Origin of the sequence: Rudaeicoccus suwonensis (assembly GCF_007829035.1) — a bacterium.
Classification (GTDB): domain Bacteria; phylum Actinomycetota; class Actinomycetes; order Actinomycetales; family Dermatophilaceae; genus Rudaeicoccus; species Rudaeicoccus suwonensis.
Genome location: NZ_VIVQ01000001.1, coordinates 1758975 through 1778987, shown reverse-complemented (window position 1 = coordinate 1778987; position 20013 = coordinate 1758975). Strand labels below are relative to the sequence as shown.

Annotated in this window: 19 protein-coding genes; 12 read left to right on the top strand and 7 right to left on the bottom strand. The window is 66.3% G+C overall.

The window, feature by feature from the left end; genetic code table 11:
* Positions 1-37 precede the first annotated feature (37 nt).
* The 4 genes from BKA23_RS08110 (at position 38) to BKA23_RS08095 (ending at position 4170) form a co-directional block, all read left to right on the top strand.
* On the top strand, positions 38-1366 hold the full coding sequence (locus tag BKA23_RS08110; RefSeq protein WP_246104517.1) for a C1 family peptidase: 1329 nt from the start codon (positions 38-40) through the stop codon (positions 1364-1366).
* Positions 1367-1574: 208 nt separating this feature from the next.
* Positions 1575-2474 (top strand): metal ABC transporter solute-binding protein, Zn/Mn family, encoded by a 900-nt coding sequence (locus BKA23_RS08105; RefSeq protein WP_145227110.1) that lies wholly within the window; start codon positions 1575-1577, stop codon positions 2472-2474.
* Positions 2474-3301 (top strand): metal ABC transporter ATP-binding protein, encoded by an 828-nt coding sequence (locus BKA23_RS08100; protein WP_145227108.1) that lies wholly within the window; start codon positions 2474-2476, stop codon positions 3299-3301. The genes BKA23_RS08105 and BKA23_RS08100 overlap by 1 nt, the downstream gene beginning before the upstream one ends.
* Positions 3298-4170, top strand: a complete 873-nt coding sequence (locus BKA23_RS08095; RefSeq protein ID WP_145227106.1) for a metal ABC transporter permease — start codon at positions 3298-3300, stop codon at positions 4168-4170. The genes BKA23_RS08100 and BKA23_RS08095 overlap by 4 nt, the downstream gene beginning before the upstream one ends.
* Here the strand turns inward: BKA23_RS08095 and BKA23_RS08090 are convergent.
* Together BKA23_RS08090 and BKA23_RS08085 are read right to left on the bottom strand one after the other, a co-directional pair.
* Positions 4153-5754: a purple acid phosphatase family protein gene (locus BKA23_RS08090; protein WP_145227104.1), complete on the bottom strand. Its 1602-nt coding sequence runs from the start codon at positions 5752-5754 to the stop codon at positions 4153-4155. The two genes, BKA23_RS08095 and BKA23_RS08090, sit on opposite strands and share 18 nt — an antisense overlap.
* A gap of 141 nt (positions 5755-5895) precedes the next feature.
* Positions 5896-6792, bottom strand: coding sequence for an undecaprenyl-diphosphate phosphatase (locus BKA23_RS08085; RefSeq protein ID WP_145227103.1), 897 nt, complete (start codon positions 6790-6792; stop codon positions 5896-5898).
* A 183-nt stretch (positions 6793-6975) separates the two neighbouring features.
* Here BKA23_RS08085 and BKA23_RS08080 point away from each other — a divergent pair, with 183 nt between their 5' ends.
* Complete coding sequence (locus BKA23_RS08080) at positions 6976-7725, top strand: HNH endonuclease family protein (protein WP_145227101.1); 750 nt, start codon at positions 6976-6978, stop codon at positions 7723-7725.
* A 10-nt stretch (positions 7726-7735) separates the two neighbouring features.
* On the opposite strand, the gene BKA23_RS08075 is transcribed toward BKA23_RS08080, so the two are convergent.
* Complete coding sequence (locus tag BKA23_RS08075) at positions 7736-9013, bottom strand: MFS transporter (RefSeq protein ID WP_145227099.1); 1278 nt, start codon at positions 9011-9013, stop codon at positions 7736-7738.
* A gap of 10 nt (positions 9014-9023) precedes the next feature.
* The gene (locus BKA23_RS08070; RefSeq protein ID WP_281287542.1) at positions 9024-11066 is read right to left on the bottom strand and encodes a heavy metal translocating P-type ATPase; all 2043 of its coding nucleotides are present in this window, start codon (positions 11064-11066) and stop codon (positions 9024-9026) included.
* 22 nt (positions 11067-11088) lie between these two features.
* Between BKA23_RS08070 and BKA23_RS08065 the strand changes: the two genes are divergently transcribed.
* Together BKA23_RS08065 and ppc are read left to right on the top strand one after the other, a co-directional pair.
* Positions 11089-11427, top strand: a complete 339-nt coding sequence (locus BKA23_RS08065) for an ArsR/SmtB family transcription factor (protein WP_145227097.1) — start codon at positions 11089-11091, stop codon at positions 11425-11427.
* A gap of 91 nt (positions 11428-11518) precedes the next feature.
* On the top strand, positions 11519-14329 hold the full coding sequence (ppc, locus tag BKA23_RS08060; RefSeq protein WP_145227095.1) for a phosphoenolpyruvate carboxylase: 2811 nt from the start codon (positions 11519-11521) through the stop codon (positions 14327-14329).
* Positions 14330-14385: 56 nt separating this feature from the next.
* Here ppc and BKA23_RS17635 read toward each other — a convergent pair whose 3' ends face one another.
* Complete coding sequence (locus tag BKA23_RS17635) at positions 14386-15183, bottom strand: alpha/beta fold hydrolase (RefSeq protein WP_170226422.1); 798 nt, start codon at positions 15181-15183, stop codon at positions 14386-14388.
* A gap of 93 nt (positions 15184-15276) precedes the next feature.
* Between BKA23_RS17635 and BKA23_RS17630 the strand changes: the two genes are divergently transcribed.
* The 5 genes from BKA23_RS17630 to BKA23_RS08035 are packed head-to-tail and all read left to right on the top strand — an operon-like array spanning position 15277 to position 18003.
* Positions 15277-16089, top strand: a complete 813-nt coding sequence (locus BKA23_RS17630; RefSeq protein WP_170226421.1) for a GNAT family N-acetyltransferase — start codon at positions 15277-15279, stop codon at positions 16087-16089.
* Positions 16090-16109: 20 nt separating this feature from the next.
* On the top strand, positions 16110-16610 hold the full coding sequence (locus tag BKA23_RS08045) for a nitroreductase family deazaflavin-dependent oxidoreductase (protein WP_145227089.1): 501 nt from the start codon (positions 16110-16112) through the stop codon (positions 16608-16610).
* A gap of 13 nt (positions 16611-16623) precedes the next feature.
* Entirely contained in the window at positions 16624-17166 is a 543-nt protein-coding gene (locus BKA23_RS17800; protein ID WP_211841627.1) for a hypothetical protein, read from the top strand.
* The gene (locus BKA23_RS17795) at positions 17163-17510 is read left to right on the top strand and encodes a GNAT family N-acetyltransferase (RefSeq protein ID WP_211841626.1); all 348 of its coding nucleotides are present in this window, start codon (positions 17163-17165) and stop codon (positions 17508-17510) included. Before BKA23_RS17800 ends, BKA23_RS17795 begins: the two co-directional genes overlap by 4 nt.
* A 22-nt stretch (positions 17511-17532) precedes the next feature.
* Positions 17533-18003, top strand: a complete 471-nt coding sequence (locus tag BKA23_RS08035) for a GNAT family N-acetyltransferase (RefSeq protein ID WP_170226420.1) — start codon at positions 17533-17535, stop codon at positions 18001-18003.
* A gap of 312 nt (positions 18004-18315) precedes the next feature.
* Here BKA23_RS08035 and BKA23_RS08030 read toward each other — a convergent pair whose 3' ends face one another.
* Together BKA23_RS08030 and BKA23_RS08025 are read right to left on the bottom strand one after the other, a co-directional pair.
* Positions 18316-19170, bottom strand: a complete 855-nt coding sequence (locus BKA23_RS08030; protein WP_246104516.1) for an alpha/beta hydrolase — start codon at positions 19168-19170, stop codon at positions 18316-18318.
* A gap of 148 nt (positions 19171-19318) precedes the next feature.
* Complete coding sequence (locus BKA23_RS08025; RefSeq protein ID WP_425473760.1) at positions 19319-19807, bottom strand: WapI family immunity protein; 489 nt, start codon at positions 19805-19807, stop codon at positions 19319-19321.
* Positions 19808-20013: the final 206 nt, after the last annotated feature.

Below are 20013 nucleotides of genomic sequence, written 5' to 3'. Positions count from 1 at the left end.
TTGCCAAGTGGCACGCCCTGCGTGAGAGTGTGAGTTCATGGCGAACATGACCCACTCTCTCACCGAGCAGGACGTCGAATTACTCAAGAAGGACTTCGACTCACGACCGGTCAACCGGATCGTGCAGAACGCAGTGACACAGACGGCCGTGGCCGACGTTGCGCTCGACCGCGAGATCCTCACCAGCATCGACACCTCGATGTCGCACCGACTCGACTCGTGGAGCGTCACCAACCAGAAGAAGAGCGGCCGCTGCTGGATGTTCGCGGGCCTCAACCTGCTGCGCCCCGGTGCCATGAAGCGTCTGGGGCTCAAGGAGTTCGAGTTCTCGCAGAACCACCTGCTGTTCTGGGACAAGCTGGAGCGCTGCAACTACTTCCTCGAGTCGATGGCGCAGTTGTCGGACCGACCCACCGACGACCGGACGCTCGGCTTCGTGATGCAGGACGTCATGGGTGACGGCGGGCAGTGGAACATGTTTGCCGCGCTCGTCAAGAAACACGGGTTGGTGCCCAAAACCGTGATGCCGGAAAGCCATTCGTCATCCGAGACCGCCCCGATGAACTCACACCTTCGCAGCTTGCTGCGCGAAGCCGCTCGTGACGTGCGCTCGGCCGGCTCGCCCGAAGACGTCGAACAGGTGCGCTCGCGGACGATGGCTGCGGCATACCGGATCCTCGCCATCCATCTGGGGACACCGCCGGAGCGCTTCGAGTGGCAGTGGACCGACGACTCCGGTGAGTTCCACCGGGCCGGCATGATGTCGCCGCTGGAGTTCGCCGAGCGCTATCTCACCATCGACGTGGACGACTACGTCTGCCTGGTCGATGACCCACGTCCGAGCAGCCCACGCGGTCGCACCTTCACCGTCGACCAACTGGGCAACATCGTCGGCGGCGACCCCGTGCGATACCTGAATGTCCAGGCCGACGAGTTGCGCAAGCTCGCGGCCGAGGCGATCGTCGATGGCGAGCCGGTGTGGTTCGGGTGCGACGTGGGCAAGATGATGCAGCGCAACGCCGGCGTCTGGGATGCCGAGCTCTACGACTTCGCCGGGATCTATGACACAGCCTTCTCTCTCGACAAGGCTGCCCGGTTGGAGTACCACGAGACGCTGATGACACACGCCATGCTGCTGACCGGCGTCGACCTCGACGGTGACATGCCGCGCAAGTGGCGCGTCGAGAACTCCTGGGGTGACGAGCACGCGGACAAGGGGTTCTACACGATGAACGACTCGTGGTTCGGTGAGTACGTCTTCGAGATCGCCGCCCGCAGGGACAAGCTCAGCCCGCGACTGCGCGACGCGCTCGATGCCGAGCCGATCGTGCTGCCTGCCTGGGATCCGATGGGTTCCCTCGCCTGAGAACTGCCTGCTCGCACCGACACCGGGCGTCCGGCGCGATCCGTCGCGACGGGCGCCCGTTGTCGCGCCGCGCTCAAAGCGTGCTGTCGGGAGGGTGTTGCGTCAGACGACCCGGGCTGCGTCGTACAGCCCGGTCATGAGCACCCGCCGCTTGCTGTTAACCTTGTTGACGAGAATGATTGTCAATAACAAACGCAAGAGGACAGTGATGAAGAACCGGTTGATCGCGGCGGGTGTCGGGGTGGCCCTGGCCGCGAGCCTCAGTGCGTGCGGAAGCAGCAACAGTGGAAGCTCCGCGACGGGCACCATCTCGGTGGTCGCGGGGGAGAACTTCTACGGCAACATCGTCAGTCAGATCGGCGGCTCTCACGTCAAGGTGACCTCGATCATCAGTGACCCGAACACCGATCCGCACGAGTACGAATCCAGTGCCAAGAATGCCGCCGACATCGAGAGCGCACGGCTCGTCGTCGACAACGGTGTCGGTTACGACGACTTCATGAACCAACTGCTGCAGACCGCACCCGACAGCAACCGCACGGTGATCACGGCGTCGAAGGTGCTCGGCATCGGCGGCAGCAACCCGAACCCGCACCTGTGGTACGACACCGCCAAGATGCCCGAGTTGGCCACTGCGATTGCCGCCGATCTGGGCAAGATCCAGCCGGACAACGCAGCGACGTTCAGGGCCAACGCCGCCGCCTTCACCAAGAGCCTGGCGCCGATCACTGCGGTCATCGACAAGATCAAGACGAAGTATGCCGGCACCAAGATCGCCTACACCGAGCGCGTGCCGGGCTACCTGGTGCAGGCTGCCGGTCTGGATCTGGGGATCCCGGCCAGCTTCACCCAGGCGGTTGAAGACGGCGACGACCCGAGCCCGGCCGACACGGCGGCATTCGATCAGGCCCTCAAGACACACACCGTCAAGGCCCTGCTGTACAACGCCCAGGTGACCGATGCCCAGACCGATCAGCTGAAGGCGCTCGCCACGTCCAGCGGGGTGCCGATCGTGCCCGTGACCGAGACGATGCCACCGACCGCCAAGGACTACCAGGCCTGGCAGCTGAGTCAGGCCCAGGCGTTACTGACAGCGCTCGGTGGCTGATGGCGCACACGGACCGGCAACCGGCCGTCTCTTTCCGGGACGCGAAGCTCGTGGTGGGTGGGCGCACCCTGTGGGAGCACCTCGAACTCGACGTGTTGCCAGGCGAGTTCGTCGCCATCCTCGGCCCCAACGGAACGGGCAAGACCTCGCTGCTGAAGGCACTCCTCGGTCTGCTGCCACTGGCCGGCGGCTCGTTGACCGTCGCCGGTCGTGAGCCCACCCGCGGCAGCTCGACCGTCGGCTATGTGCCGCAGCAGAAGATCTTCGACGCCGACCTCGGCCTGCGCGGACGCGATCTGGTGACGATGGGAGTCGACGGGCACCGGTTCGGTATGCCGTGGCCCACCCGCGCCGCACGTGCGCGAGTGGACGAGGCCATCGAGGCGGTGGGCGCGACGGCATACGCGAATGTGCCGATCGGTCGTCTGTCGGGAGGTGAGCAGCAGCGGCTGCGGATCGCACAGGCACTGATCAGCGATCCAGACGTGTTGCTCTGCGACGAGCCGCTGACGTCGCTCGACCTGAACCACCAGGAGGGCGTGCTCGACCTGATCGACCGGCGCCGGCGCGCCTCGGACACCGCGATCCTGATGGTGACCCACGAGATCAACCCGATTCTGCCGATGGTTGATCGGATCCTGTATCTGGTGTCGGGCAACTGGGCCACCGGCACGCCGGAGGAGGTGCTCACCAGCGAGCGGTTGACACAGCTGTACGGCACGCCGATCGACGTGTTGCGCGTGCGCGGACGTGTCATCGTGGTCGGCGGCGGCGAGTCGCCGGACAAGTCGCACCACTGCGGCCCGACCGAGGTGATCGCGTCGTGAGCCAGACGTGGATGTACCTGCAGCAGCCGTGGGCACAGCACGCGCTCATCGCCGCGACGCTGATCGCGCTCGCCAGTGGACTCGTGGCGCCGTTCGTCGTGACGCGGGACATGGCCTTCGCCGTGCACGGCACCGCGGAGCTCGCGTTCCCGACCGCGGTCGCCGGCCTGCTGATCGTCAACGATGCGGTGACCGGCGCGCTGGTCGGGTCGTTCGTGGTCGCAGCCGCCATCGGCCTCCTCGGCCGGCGGCGCAGCGAACGAAACACCGCGATCGGCGTGGTGCTCGCCTTCGGCCTCGGATTCGGCGTCTTCCTGCTGACCTTCTACCAGGGGTACGCCTCGGCGGCGACGAACATCCTGTTCGGCTCGATCGTGTCGGTCAGCACCAGCGATCTGCTCATCCTGGCGATCGTGACACTCATCGTGCTGGTCGTCATGGTCGGGATCTACCGGCCCTTGCTGTTCGCGTCGGTGGACGCCGACGTCGCAAGCGCTCGTGGTGTTGCCGTCGACAAACTCGGGCTGGTCTTCTTGTTCGTCCTGGCGATCACCGTCACCGAGGCGGCGCAGATCGTCGGCACCCTGCTGGTGTTGAGCCTGACCATCACTCCGGCAGCAGCAGCTCGTCGTTGGACCGCCAATCCGCTTGCGGTCAGCGGGCTTTCGATCGCGTTCGCACTGCTCGCAGCAGTCGGCGGATTCGTGCTGAGCGTGGTGCTGATCTCGACCAACATGAAGGCAAGCGTCTTCATCACCTTCATCAGTTTCGCGACCTATCTGGTGTCACTTGGTGCGGAACGTCTGCGCAAGGACCCGCGCACCCGCGTCCCGCGATCGGCGATGGGGGAGTCAGCCCCAGCCGTGTGAGCGAGTCTTGGTCAGCGTGAACGAATCGAACGGCGTCGGCGCGGGGAACGGGTTCGCCAGGGTAGCCGCCGGCGTGTGCCAGTAGGTCACCTTGATGGACGTCTGACCGCTGTGCCAGGAGCCAGGGTCCACGTCGAATGTCGCGACGCCCCACGGGTGCGAGGTGTCGCTGTCACGCACTGCCGACCAGGTGGCGATCTCGGACCCGCTGGCGTCCGCCTTGAAGATCGCGTCGGCCGGACGGTCGGTGTAGACCTGCGCGACCGGGTCGCCGCCATACACCGGGTTCGAGCCGACGGTGTCTGCGCCATACACGTCGTCGTGTCCGGAGGTTCCGCCGCCGCCGAGGGTCAGGTGCACCCGGCCGTGGGTGACGTCGATCGTGCGCAGACCGGTGCCGACCACCTGTGGGCGTAGCCAGTCACTGCCGTGGTCGACCCCGTGCACCGTGTAGGTGCGTTCGTAGTCATGGTCGTGACCGCACAGCACCAGGTCGACGTCATATACGTCGAACAGTGGCATGAATGCCTCCCGGATGCCGAGGTCGCCGCCGGATCCACTTGCGGATGACGACATCGCCAGTTGGTGCTGGAACGGGATGATCCAGTCGATGCCCGGGTCGCGCCGCGCCGCTCGGAGCGTCTGCTCCAGCCAGCGCTGCTGCGCGCCGCCGCTGTAGCCACGGATGTAGAGCCCTTGTTTCGAGGCGTCCGGATTGGCCGAGCCGTCGTTCTGGTAGATCACGTCGTTGGCGTCCAGCGCGACGAAGAGCACCGAGCCGACCTGGAAGCTGTACCAGTTGCCCTGCCAGCCTTGCCGCTGAAATCCGTTGTCCGGCAACGCGAACCGTGTTTGGTATGACGCATAGCCCAGCGGCCCGTTGCCCCACTCCGTCTCATGGTTACCCAGGGCGGGCATCCACGGGATGTGGCCGGCTGCGGTCTGGATGTTGTTCATGAAGTCGCCCCACACCTGCGGCTGCGACTGCTGGTTGTCGTTCGCGTAGGACAGGTCGCCGTTGTGCAGGTGGAACAACGGGTTGAAGGCCGCGACCTGGTGGACGGCGGTCGCCGCGTTGAGCGAGGACTTCTTCCACGCGGTGTTCGGTGTCGACAGGTCGCCGAAGCTGGTGAACCGGAAGGCTGCCGGGCCCGCGGGCGCCGTGGTCATCGTGCCGCGCACGGGCGCGGCGCCGTCGGCGAGGATGTCATAGACGTAGGTCGCCCCCGGTCGCAGACCGCCGATGCTGCCGTGGTGGCAGATCGTCTCGACCTTGTTGATGCCGTCGACGTAGCTGCGGGTGTCGGCAGGCACCTCACGTATGACGTGGCCGTGCTGATCGCTGAGGCGCACTCGCGGCCGGCGCACCGATGCCGGCGTCGCCCACGAGACCGTCATCTGGGTGCGCGGGTCGCCGCCATACTGCAGGTGGATCTGTTGCGCAGTCGGTGCACCTGCCACGGCCGGCCCGGTGACCAGGGTCGGGGCGGCGAAGGCCTTCGACTGCAGCAGAGCCGTCCCGGCTCCGGCGATTCCGACTGCTGCAGAACCCCGCAGCAGATTCCGACGAGACACATCCGACATGGCAGTCCTTCGAGGCGGTCCACGACCCGGTGTCGTGGACGGGCACGACGATGCTGGGGTGTACTCCTGGGAGGGCTTGGGACGCGCGAGGAACGACGGGTGAACGTCGGATGAAAGCTGGTGTCAGACCTCGAGGCCGGCTCAGGCGAAGCGGATGATGCTGATGATCCCGGCGATCAGGCAGTAGATCACGAAGGGATACAGCGTCCGGGTGCGCAGGAAGCGGGTCAGGAAGCGCGCCGAGACGTAGGCCGCTGCAAAGGCGACGACGAAGCCGACCATCACCTCACCGCCGATGCCCTTGCCTTCCGGGCCGAACAGTTCGGGCACCTTCAGCACGCCGGCGGCCAGGATCACGGGGGTCGCGAGCAGGAAGGCGAAGTGCACTGCCTTCTCGTGCGACCAGCCGCGCAGCAGACCGGCCGAGATCGTCACACCGGAGCGCGAGATCCCGGGCAGCAATGCCAGCACCTGGCTGGTGCCGATCGCGATCGCCTCCACGAAACCGGTCCGCGAGAAGTCGGTCTCGGCGTGACCTTCGTCGGCGGAGTGCGCCGGCTGTGGTTGAGTGCGCGCACGCTGGGTGAGGCGTTCGACGATGAACAGCACGACGCCGTTGGCGGTCAGGAAGATCGCGGCCGCCAGCGGGTGAGAGAACACGGTGCGCAGCGGTTTGTCGAGCACCAGGCCGATGATGCCGATCGGAATCGTCGCGGCGACGAGCAGCGCCGTCAGTCGCGAGCGGGGTGTCGAGATCCTGCGGTCGCGGACGAGATCACCGATGCCACCGAGCACCTGCAACCAGTCACGCCACTGGAAGGCGATGAGGGCCAGAGCGGTCGCCACGTGCAGCGCCACGATGAACGCCAGGAAAGGCGTTGCACCCTTGGAGTCCTGCTGGGTCACCAGTGCGGACCACGACCCGCCGATCCAGGCCGGCACCAGCAAGGAGTGGCCGAGGCTGGAGACCGGGAACAGTTCCGTGACTCCTTGGAGCAGCCCCATCACGGTGGCTTGCAGATAACTGAGGTGACTCACGATTCGCTTTCGGGACGGTGGCTGGCACGGGCAACGGCGTCAGCGTAGGGCAGGTCAGACGCCCGGGGCTTCTGCCGCGCGGACGATACGACACCGCCCTGTCATCATCCTGATGACGTATGCCGCGCGGCTGCGTCCAGAACGCTTCCGATACGTTGCCGATCTGTCCTGAGGGGGAGGCTCATGCGTTCACACCAGGTGGCCGTCACCGCATTGACGGCCCTCGCCATCGCCGGCACGACCGCCGGGTGCGCTGGTTCGGCACCGTCGACTGCTCCGAGGGCCAGCGCAACCGGAGGGCCGTCCGCGTCGGGCCCGGCGGGCATCGCGCCGCTCGCTCCCGCCGCGCGGCAGGCACTGGCTCAGTTGGCGACGCTGCAGGTGAAGGGTCGCGCGCCGATGACCGGGTACAGCAGGGCGCAGTTCGGGCCCGCGTGGTCCGATGACGTGTCGGTCGCCGATGGTCACAACGGCTGCGACACCCGCAACGACATCCTCCGGCGCGATCTCACGGCGATCACCGTCAAACCGGACACGCACAACTGCGTGATCCTGACCGGCGTGCTGCTGGATCCATATACGGGAGAGCGTATTTCGTTTCATCGCGGTCGCTCGACAAGCTCCGTCATACAGATCGATCACCTGGTCGCGCTCGGCGATGCCTGGCAGACAGGGGCGAGCTACTGGAATGCGACGAAGCGGCGGGACTTCGCCAACGACCCACGTGAATTGCTGGCGGTGGACGGCAGTCAGAACGCGGCGAAGGGCGATGCGGATGCCGCGTCGTGGTTGCCGCCGAACAAGGCCTACCGGTGCACGTATGTCGAGAAGCAGATCGTGGTGAAGGCCGCCTACGGCCTCTGGGTGACAGCCGCGGAGAAGTCTGCGATGACGACGGTGCTCAACATGTGCGGTCCGAGCAACTCGGAGTGACACGGTCGGGTCAGTCCGGGCCGGCCATCTCGGTGGGAACAGCCGCGACTGCGTGAGTTTTCGGCCGGGTGTCGTGCACGAAGACCCAGGCCAGGGCAGCGCAGGCGGCGAAGGCCGCGGTGATCCAGAAAGACGCCGCGTAGCTGATCGTCTGCGCGAGCACACCGGCGATCAGCGGTCCGGTGACGGTGCCGAGGTCCTGACTCATCTGATACGTCGCCAGCACCGGCCCACCTCGGCCGTGGCCGTACATAATGTCGGCCAGAGCGGCCTGGATCGACGGACTGACCATGCCGGTGCCCCAGCCGGCAACGACCGTGGAGGCGAAGGTGAGCAGGATCGAGTGACTCATCGCGAGCACCGCGGTGCCGCCGGCGATGACGCTCATGCCGATGATCAACAGCGGTCGCCGGCCGATGCGGTCCGACAACCGGCCCGCCGGGATCATCGCCATCACATCACCGCACGCGTATGTCGCAAGGACCAATCCGGCGATGGCGAGTCGCTGATGCAACGCCGTGGCGAGGAACAGCGGAACCAGCGACACCCGAAGTGAGTACACCCAGCCGAAGATCACCGCGGTGAACAATGCCGACCGATAGGCGCCGATGCGCAGCGCGTCGGGAAGTCGCATCGTCGGCGTGGACGGCGTCGCGTCGATGGTGGCCAGGTGACTGCCGCGCAGCTGGACATAGACGACGGCGATCGCGATGAACAGCGCCACGGCATACACGACAAAGGGCACGCGCAGGCCGAATCCGATGAGTGCGCCGCCGATCAGCGGTCCGCTGATGCCGCCGAGCACGAAGCTGGAGGAATAGAGCCCGGAGACACGCCCGCGGATTGCCGGTGGCGCGATCCGGATGATCAGGCCCATCGCCGAGACACTGAACATCACCGACCCGATGCCGCCGAGGCCGCGGAAGACCATGAGTTGCCAGTAACTGCGCGCAAATGCGACCGCCAGGGTCGACACGGCCACGATCAGCAGACCGATCAGGTACACAGGTCGTTCGCCGAGTGTTCGCACGAGACGCCCGCTGGAGGGCGCGAAGATCAGTCGCATGATCGCGAATGCCGAGACGACGGCAGACGCAGCGGTGATGCTGACATTGAAGCTGCGGGCGAACTCCGGCAGCGCCGGTGCGACGACGCCGTAACCGAGCGCGATGACAAAACTCGCTGCCACCAGGACCCAGACTTCGCGAGGCATCGGCGGTGCGGGTTCGCCGACCGGTGCCGTCCCGCGTGCGCGGAGCCGGCGCAGCGGTGCGGTCAGCGAGGTCATCGCGCTCAGGCTATGACGACGGCATCCCGTCGGCGATGGTGGTTCCGGTCTCCCAGGCGTCGCGACGCAGCAGACGCAGGCCGTTGAGACCGACCACGACCGTCGACCCCTCATGCCCGAGCACACCCAATGGCAGCGGCAGCGAGCCGATGAGATCCCAGGCGACGAGCACCGTGATGAAGGCCCCGGCGATCAGGAGGTTTTGCCGCACGATCCGGTGTGCGCGACGCGATAGCCGGACGGCTGCCGGGACGGTGAGCAGATCGTCGCGCACCACGACCGCATCGGCGGTGTCGAGCGTCAGGTCGGCCCCGGCACCGCCCATGGCGACGCCGACGTCGGCCGCGGCCAGCGCGGGGGCGTCATTCACACCATCGCCGACGACCAGCACTCGCCGTCCCGCCGCCTGCTCGACCCGAATCGCTGACACCTTGTCCTGCGGCAGCAGCCCGGCCCGTATGTCGGTGATCCCCACCTGGGCGCCGACGTGCGTCGCGGCGGCGGCGTTGTCGCCGGTGAGCAACAACGGTCCTGAGGCGGTCAGCGACGCCAGGTCGGCCATCGCGGCCCGGGAGCGGTCGCGCAACCGGTCGGCGAGGGCGAAGAGTCCGACGGGCTGATCCCCTCGCAGCAGGACGACGACGGTGTGACCGTCGGCTTCGAGGGTCTGCACCCGCCGGCCGGCGTCCGGTGTCAGTTGCTCCCGGGATCGCACCGGCGACAGGACGGCGGTGCGGACGCCGGAGACCACGGCACTGACTCCTGCTCCCGGCGTCGACGCGAAGTCGTCCGCGGACGGGAGCACGACCTTGCGGGCGCGGGCTTCCGCGAGTATCGCTGCAGCCAAAGGGTGTTCGCTGCCTTGCTCAACTGCCCCGGCCCACGACAGCAACTGGTCGGGGGAGTGCGCCGGGTCGATCGCCTCGACGTGGGTGACGACTGGTGCGCCCTCCGTCAGCGTGCCGGTCTTGTCGACCGCGACGGTGTCGATACGGCCGAGTTGCTCCATGACCACAGCGGATTTGACCAGCACGCCGTTGCGCCCGGCCGTGGCGATTGCGGACAGCAGCGGCGGCATCGTCGCGAGCACCACCGCGCACGGCGACGCCACGATCATGAAGGTCATCGCCCGCAGCAGCGCAGCCGCGAGGTGTTCGCCGAGCAGCAGCGGTACGACGAAGACCGCCAGTGTGACAGTGACCATCCCGATGGAGTAACGCTGCTCGACCTTCTCGATGAACAACTGGGTCGGGGCCTTTGTCTCGGAGGCCTCTTGCACCATGTCGACGATGCGGGCGATCACCCACTCGTGCGGGTCTCGAGATACCCGGATCCGCAGCGTGCCGGAGCCGTTCATGGTACCCGCGAAGACTTCGTCGCCGATGCTCTTGGTGGCCGGCAGCGGCTCCCCGGTGATGCTCATCTGATCGACATCGCTGGCTCCCCGCACCACGTGACCGTCGGCAGCGAGCAGTTCGCCCGGCCGCACCAGCACCTCATCTCCGATGCGCAGATCATCGGTGAGAGCGACCGACTCATGGCCGTCGTCATCGATGCGTGTTGCGGTGGCCGGCGCCAGATCGAGCAGACCGCGCACCGAGTCCTGTGTTCGTGCCGTCGCCAGCGCTTCCAGCGCGCCCGAGGTCGCGAAGATGACGATGAGCAGCGCGCCGTCCACGACCTGACCGATTGCGGCCGCTCCGATGGCCGCGACCACCATCAGCAGGTCGACGTCCAGAGTTCGTTCGCCCAGCGCACGCAGGCCCGCCCATCCCGGTTCCCAACCACCGCAGCCGTAGACAGCGGCATACAGCACGAGCCAGATCCAGGCGGGCGCCGAGGCGAGTTGAAGGGGCAGCGCGACCAAGAAGAGCAGCAGCGCAGCGGCGGCCCAACGCACCTCGGTCAGTGCCATCAGGCGGGTCTTGCGTACCGGTGACGCCGTATCCGCCCGGTGGCTGGTGCGATCGTCAGGTATGACGGTGCTCATCTGCTCCTCGTCCGTGTCGTCCGCACACCCGCTATGGGAATACTTGAACAGGTATTCAAACATAGACAGTTTAGGATCTCGCACCATGGGACACCGGGTCAGCGCGACACACGTTGGCACAATCAGCCAGCGTCTCGAGACTGTCGGCAGCGCGACGGTCGCAACGACGCTCCAAGCGCTCGCGACACCGTCCCGGCTGCGGATCCTGGCCGAGCTTGTCGAGGGGCCGTGCGCTGCCGGTGCGCTCGCCGAACGGGCTGGACTGGAAACTTCCGCGTGCTCCCACCAGTTGCGAATCCTGCGCAATCTGTCCCTCGTCGAAGCCGAACGCGACGGCCGGTCGATGATCTACCGTCTCGCAGACCAGCACGTCGCCGATCTGATCGAGCAAGCCATCGGGCACTCGGAGCACCAGCGCAGCTAGTCCCCATGCGCTCGCTTCGTCACGGTGGCGTCGTGCATCTCACAGTGCGCAACCGCCGACGCGAGGTGCCGGTCATGCGGATACTGGGAGCATGACGGCCGATCGCACCGACGACATCGTTCAGCCCGCGCCGCTCCCCGATGTCGACGACATCGGCCGCGATGCGACCGAGCCCCTCCGAGCCGACATCCGGTTCCTCGGCGGAATGCTGGGGGAGACCATCGACCAGCAGAACGGCCACGAGGTCTTCGAGTTGGTCGAAACCGCTCGACGGGCGTCCTTCGGCGTGCGCCGTCTCGAGGTCGACCGGCAGCAGTTGACGCACCTGTTCGAAGGTGTCGACGTCGATGTGGCGTTGCCGGTGATCCGGGCGTTCTCACACTTCGCGCTGCTCGCCAATCTGGCCGAGGACCTGCATCGCGAGCGTCGCAGGTCGCTGCACGAGCGGGCCGGCGAGCCTCCGCAGGACTCCTCGCTCGCCGCGACCTACGCGAAACTGCAAGCGGCGGGGCTGGATCCGGTTGAGGTCGACGAGGTGCTCGCGAACGCGCTGGTCGCACCCGTCGTGACAGCGCACCCCACTGAGACCCGCCGGCGCACGATCTTCGAGACCCAGCACCGCATCACCGAATTGATGCGCCAGCGTGAGCGGCTGGAGGCCGGCGAGTCCGCTGAACGGCTGGACGTGCAGATTCGGCGGCAGATCCTGACGCTGTGGCAGACCGCGTTGATCCGGCTGGAACGACTGAAGATCACCGACGAGATCGAGGTCGGCCTCCGCTACTACGAGGCGGCCTTCCTGGAGGTGATGCCTCGGATCAACGGCGAGTTGCGTCGCTCGCTGCGCAGCTTGTACCCCGGCCATGACCTCCTGGCCGAGCCGATGCTGCGGCCGGGGTCGTGGATCGGCGGCGACCGGGACGGCAATCCCAACGTCACCGCCGAGGTCGTCCGGATGGCTACCACCCGCACGGCCGAGACCGCGATCGACCACTACCTGCGCGAGCTGGCCGACCTCGAGCAGGAGTTGTCGATGTCGGTCCGGCTGGTGTCGGTGACTGATGAGCTGTCCGAGCTGGCCGACCGCAATTCGGCAGACGGTCGCTCCGACGAGCCCTATCGTCGGGCAGTGCGCTGGATCAGCGGGCGTCTCACCGCGTCGGCCGCGACGTTGCTCTCGTACCGTCCGGAGATCGCGGTCGACGTCGAAGGCGCACCGGCATACGACACACCGGCGCAGTTGCTCGCCGACCTCGACGTCGTCGACGGGTCATTGCGCGCTCAGGGCGACGACCTCATCGCTGACGACCGGCTGCTGCGGATCAGGGAATCCGTCGAGACCTTCGGATTCCACCTGTCCGGTCTCGACATGCGACAGAACTCCGAGGTGCATGAGCAGACGGTCGCCGAGCTGTTCGCGTGGTCGGGGGTGTGTGCCGACTATCTCGCGCTCGACGAGGACGCCCGGGTCGCGGTGCTGACGGACGTGCTCTCGAGCAGACGACCGCTGATCGCCGACGGCGCCGATTTCAGTGAGCAGACCCAGCGGGAGCTCGGCATCCTGCAGGCCGCGGCTCATGCGGTGAAAACCCTTGGTGTGGCTGCGGTTCCGCACTACATCATCTCGATGTGCACCTCGGTCAGCGACATGCTCGAAGCGGCCCTGCTGCTGCGTGAGGTGGGCATCCTGCAGGCCGGGACGCCGGACGACCCGGGCGCCGCGCGTTGCCCAGTGCTGATCGTGCCGTTGTTCGAGACGATCGAGGACCTGCGCGCCGGCGCCGCGACGCTGCGGGCGGTGCTCGACGTGCCTGTCTACCGCGCCATCGTCGCCGGTAACGACATGCAGCAGGAAGTCATGCTCGGGTACTCCGACTCGAACAAGGACGGCGGCTACCTCGCAGCGAACTGGGCGCTCTACCGCGCTGAACTCGACCTGGTCGAGGTCGCCCGCGAAACCGGAATCCGGCTCCGCCTGTTCCACGGTCGCGGCGGCACGGTCGGCCGCGGTGGCGGACCGAGTTATGACGCGATCCTGGCCCAGCCGGCGGGCGCGGTGCGCGGCTCGCTGCGCATCACCGAGCAGGGTGAGGTGATCGCCGCGAAGTATGCCGAGCCGACGATGGCCGCGCGCAACCTTGAGACTCTGCTGGCAGCCACGCTCGAGTCGTCGCTGCTCGACACCGAGGGCTTGGGCGGGGCCGCGGATGAAGCCTATTCGGTGCTGGACGACCTCGCCGAGCGCGCGCGGGCGGCATACTCGGCGCTGGTGCACGACACCGACGGTTTCGTCGAATACTTCAAGCAGTCCACGCCGGTGGCCGAGATCGGCGCACTCAACATCGGCTCCCGACCTGCGAGTCGCAAGCCGACAGAGGCGATTTCGGATCTTCGGGCGATCCCGTGGGTGATGTCGTGGTCGCAGTCCCGGGTGATGCTGCCGGGTTGGTATGGCGTGGGCTCTGCGTTCCGCGAGTGGATCGGTGACGACCCGCAACGACGTGAGCAACTGGCGGGGTACTACCGCACGTGGCCGTTTTTCCGCACGGTGATGTCGAACATGGCGCAGGTGATGGCCAAGTCCGATCTCGGCCTGGCACAACGGTATTCGCAACTGGTGCAGGACGACGAGCTGCGCCGACGGGTGTTCGGAATGATCCGCGCCGAGCACGAGCTGACGGTCCGGATGTACAAGGAGATCACCGGCTCTGACGACCTGCTGCAGGACAACGCTGCTCTGAAACGCTCCGTCTACAACCGGTTTCCGTATCTCGAGCCGCTCAACCACCTGCAGGTCGAACTGCTGCGGCGGTATCGCTCCGGAGACGACGGTGAGCAGGTGCGTCGGGCGATCCTTCTCACCATGAACGGTCTGGCCACGGCGCTGCGCAACTCGGGCTGAGCTGGATCCGCGGCCTCTGTGTCGCCGGCCCGCCTGGCGCGGTGACCAGGTCCGCATCAGTTGTGCGCAGTGATCTCGTCGGTAAAGGCGATCACCAGATCGACGACCCTCGTCGGGTCCTGTTGCGGCAGACCATGTGCGCCGCCACGCACGGTCCGCAGCACACCCGCCGCACACTCCGCGAGTTCGCTGCACCAGGCATCACTAGAGACCAGGTCATCGGAGCCGCGCACGACCATCAGCGGCGAGCCGATGCCGGACACCAGATCGGCAGCCGGCGTACTCATGTCCGCCCAAAAGCCCTTCAGCACAAACAGGTTCGCGCGCACGTAATCCGTCGCGGCCTGCACCAGCACGTATGGCGACTCGCCCGGCGCCCCGCGCACGATCGCTGCGACGTGGGAGCGGAACCTCGGCCACCGTACGTCGGGGGAGGGCGACAGAAGTGTCAGGCTGCGGACGGTTCCCGGGCGGCGCGACGCGAGGCGAGCAGCAGTGAACGCCCCCATCGAGTGACCGATCAGATCGATGTCGCTGATGCCGAGGTGGTCGAGCCAGCGCGCAAGATGATCGGCTTGGTGTCCCGAGTCGAGGGCTGAACCGAGGCGCGCGCTACGCCCGTGGCCGGGTGGGTCGACCGCGATCACACGCCGGGTCGACGGCAGCGCGTCGATGACTCCGACATACGCCCGCCATGACATCGACAGACCGGGGATGAGGACGATGGTGCGGTCACCATCGGCGCCACGACGACGCTGCACCCAATGAGTGCTGGCGCCGTCAATTGTCTCGCGGTGATGTATGACGTCGGACCGCGTGATGCCGAGGATTCGGCTGAGCAAGTCGCGCACCATTTCGTCGAGTCTGCCAGGTGGGTCGTCGACCCTGTGCTGCCACACGGCGCGGTCTGTAGCGTGGCGACCGTGATGTGGAGCACTGAGCAGGTTATGGCAGCATCCGATGCCTGGCGGTGGATCCCGCCGGAGGCCACGAGCTTCGAGATCGACGGCGTCCAGGTGATCCACTACCCCGCGTGGGCGTTCACCGAGTTCTCGGTGACTCCGTTGGCAACCGGTCTGGCTCAGGACGAGTTGCCCACGCTGATCGCGCGGGTCCGTTCCGCCGCGATCGAACGTTCGAAGTCCTCGATGGAATGGTGGATCAGCCCGTCGACCGCGCCCGACGGTTTTGGGGATGCGCTTCTCACCGCGGGTGCATCGTTGGACGAGACGTGTGACATCTACGCCTTCGATATGAGTGAGCGGTTGCCCGACGTCGGGCCGGTCGACGGCATCGAGACCGTCCTTGTCACCGACGAAACCGCCTTGGACGATTACGAATTGGTGGGGAATGCCGTCTGGGGTGCGCCGCCTGCGAAGGACGAGCGTCGGGCCCATCAGCTGGCCGAGCTGGCCAAGCCGGATGCGGAGCAGACCGGCTGGCGGGTCGTCGCGTATGCCGACGGCCGCCCGGTGGCGAACGGTGGCTTGGAGGTCGTTGACGGCGTCGCGCGGCTGTGGGGTGCTGCGACGCTGGAGGACGCCCGCGGGCGCGGCGCCTACCGGGCGGTGCTGTTGCGACGACTGCAGGTTGGGCGTGACCACGGCGCAACGCTGGCTCTGGTGCACGCCAGAATCGGCACCTCCGGGCCGATCGTGCGGCGCTGCGGGTTCACGTCATACGGGCGCGGTTACAGCTACCTGTTCGACCTGGGGAAGGAGCAGCTCCGGAGCAACGACATTCGTTGCACAGTGCAATGAATGTGGCTAGCGTGCTGATCGTGGGATCAAACGTGGGCGCAGTCGTCGGTGGACGCTTGTTGACGACTCGCTGGTTGGTCAGGTCGCCACTTCCGCTGTATCGGCACGGTTTCGGATGGATTCTCGGATCGCGGTTTCTGATGCTGGAGCACCGCGGTCGCGTGTCGGGGGAGCCGCGCCATGTCGTGCTTGAGTGCGTGCAGCGCCTGGATACGACGACGATCTTCGTGGCATCCGGATTCGGGAGCTCCGCCCAGTGGTATCGCAACATCGTCGCCGATCCGGCTGTGCGGGTGTCCATCGGCACGCTTCGTGATGTGCCGGGAGTCGCGGTTCCGCTGGACGCACCAGAATCAGCGCGCGTGCTCGGCGAGTACGCGCAGCGGCATCCGACGGCGATGGACCAGATGACCGACATGGTTCGGGCGGCACGGCCAGATCAGGAGGTGGACATCCGTGTCGTTCGACTCGATCTGGCTGGCAGGTCAACAAATTCGGATGCGGGAGGAAGCGCGGACTGATCTGATCGTCCCCATGGGAATCACCCTCGAAACGATCACCGCCGATGACCTGCCCGAGATCGACGCCGTGCTCGCCGACTGGCAACACGACGACATTGCAGTTCAATTGCACCCCGGTGACCTCGGGTGGAACTGCCGACTCGGGTCGGCCGCATTGGCGAAGACCATTCGGGTATGGCGCCGCGGCAGCACCATCGTGGCGGTGGGCATGGTCGATGAGGACGAGCCCCTGATCCGTATGGCGGTCGCACCGGACGCCGACGGTGACATCGCTGTTGCGGACGATCTGATCGCAGATCTGACCGAGCCGGCCCGCGGTGCTCTGCCCGTCGCGGTGGTTCGGTCGAGGCACGATTCGGCTCGGCCCTGCGCGCTGGTCTCCTGGCCGCGGGTTGGCAACCCGGAGAGTCATGGACTCCGCTGGTCTGTTCGCTCACGGAACCCGTTGTGGTTGAAGGACTTCGGATCGCAGCCCTTGACCGGAGCCGCCCTGCGGAGCAGCTCCTTCGCGACCGGATCGCGGTCCACCGCGCTGCCTTCGCCAACTCGACGATGACCGTCGCCACGTGGCGGGCGTTGGCCGAGTCACCGGCATACAGCCGTGCGCGCTGCCTGGTCGGCTACGACGCCAACGATGACGCAGTCGCAGCGACGACGGTCTGGTCGGCGGGGGAGGGCAGACGGGGACTGATCGAGCCGCTGGGTGCACATCCAGACCATCGCGGTCGAGGCTATGGCCGCCGCATCACCCAAGCCGCAGCGGCCGCCTTGCAGGAGCTGGGATCGTCATCGGTTGCCGTCTGCACACCGACCGCCAACGTGGGTGGCGTTGCGGCATACGTCTCGGCAGGTTTCACCCGGCTGGCCGGCGTCACCGACTTCGTCCGGCCCGTCACCTGAGAGGTTGACCTACGTGAACACCGTGACGATTCGATCCCTTCGTGTGGAGGAATGGCGGACCTATCGCGCGGTGCGGTTGGCGGCGCTGGCCGATGCACCGGATGCCTTCGGCGGCACATATGACGCTGCCCTCGCCTACCCCGAGCAGTTGTGGCGCGACTGGTGCGGGCAGCCGTCGTGGTTCGCATTCGCTGGTGACGAGCCGGTTGGGATGGTCCGCATCGCCCGCGCCGATGACCGTGACCTGCCGGAACTCATCTCGATGTGGGTCGCGCCCGCAGCGCGGGGCACATCGGTGGCGGCCGATCTCATCGGATGTGTGCTCACGTGGGCACGAGCTGGGGGAGACCACGGTGTCCGTCTGCACGTCATCGAATCGAACCTTCGGGCACGCGCCTTGTATCGGCGAATGGGCTTTGTGGAGAACGAAATTCGCGAGCAGCTGCCCAATGGTCGCGTCGAGCTGGAAGCCGAGATGATCTTTGACCGATGACATTGCGACGAGCAGCGCATCCGACGGGTCGAGCATGAGCGGCGCGAAGACCACGAGGCCGATCGCCGTGATGCGCGGACCTCGTGTGCCGGGTTGTCGATCGACCAGAACTTCGGCTGTCGGTTGCCGCTCAGTTGGTCGAGCTTGCCCACGAACCGGTCGACTCGGGTCGGTGTCGTCATGACGGGGAGTACGTCGCGGGAGGAAGCGCGCAGCCGCTGGCGAGCGTCGCGGGCAGCAGCCGACGTGGCGTCAGGCGCAGGTGATGATGGGCAGATTGATGCTGATCTCCTCGCTGCGGTCGTCCTTCACCTACTTCTGAGCGATCTCCGACCAAAGCCAGCGCAGCGCGTCCGGCAGCAGCACGCCACCATGGTTGGGGGAGTGACCGCCGTCGCCGACGACCAGCCGGAAGTCGTAGCCAGATCGAGAGAGTGCCGCTGCAGTCTCCAGAGTTTCGGCGAACCAGTTGTGGTCGCGGGCATTCCAGTTCAAATCTCGGTGCGCAGCGTGCAAGAAGATCCTCGTTGATCTGGCCAGTTCGCTTTCTAGTCGTGAAGGATATGGATTTCCCCCAGGCATCTGGGCGAAACTCGCGTTGAACGCGATCACCTTTCCTATACCGTCAGGTCGGTACCAGGCTGCAGTCATGGCCGCGTCACCGCCGCTGCTTCCGCCGCAGATTCCGCGCATTCTCGGGTCGCCGGAGATAGGGAAACGCTGGGCGACCAGTGGCAACACCTCATCGAGTAGGAAGTTCCCATAGGCAGCGTCGAAGGCGTCGTACTCAGCGTTACGGTGCTTCGTCGGCATACCATCGCCATCGAGAACTCCGGGATCCACGAAAACGCCGATCATGGGCGGGATATCGCCGGTTGCGGCGAGGTTGTCTAGGACGATCGCACCGCGAACATCACCGTCGGGATCAAGGTACCACCAGCCGTCGTTGAAGAACATCACAGCGCAGTCATCGGAGAACGAAACGCCAGCCGGACAATGCAGCCAAACTTTCCGTGACGTGCCGGGAAACATCAGGCTCGCGTCGACACGAATTTCCTCGAGCATGCCCGGTTCAACGCCAGTACGCGGCGCCGAGTCAGGGCCGTAGGCGTAGCGGATGTCTTCCTGGTCGAGCGGCAGGGAAACGTACGGCAGTGTCGTGGGCACTCGATGACTCTAGAGCTGATGCAGTCACGAAGAGATGCGTCGTGCTGGGCAGTTGCGTAACAAACTGCGCGTGTATTCGTGGTCGACCGCGCCCGATTCGACGCACGAGCAGCGTTCCACGTGCCGCGGCGCTGGCGGGCGGTACGAGCTAGCGATTCGGAAAAGCCGCAATCTCCGACGCCCAATCGTCAATCGCGCCTTGCAGATCTGCCTCACTGACGTTCAACGAAACGAAGTAGTCGAACAGGTCCTTGTCGTGATCGGCAGTTAGCCAAGGAGGCAACGATTGAACCGAGATGTGAACTCGGATGGTCACTCTGCCCTGTACACGTGTCTCCAAGCTCAAGGCGAGGTTGGGCTCAGTGAAGATCTGGAGGCGCTCGTCGTCCTCGCTGGGGAATGCCGACGGCTGCGCGCTCCCGGTGGCCACTTGGCGCAGCCATTCGGCGATCGAAGAAGCCTCCCACGTGGTCAGACACGGGTCACTGAAGGACCAGCCTTCGCCGTTACTGAGCCGGACCACGCCCTCGACCATGAGCCAGTTGGCGTCCCAATCGCCGGGTGTCGCAATCCATGGGAACTGATATGCGACCGGTCGGATCTGGACCTCAGCACCGTCGCCAGAGGGGAGTCGCACGGCACCAAACCTACAGTCTTGCTCCGACCTGTCATCGGCAGAGGCGCTTAGATGTGAGAGCGATCTGATCGCGCGTCCGAAGTAGGGAGCCCATCGGATAAGTCCACGCGTTGAGCTCCGATGGCCGCCTTCGCGCGGGATTCGGCGTGGATAGTGCCCGGGCGCAAAGTTGGCCCCACGGACGAGGTTGCGGTGGTTCGCCGAGC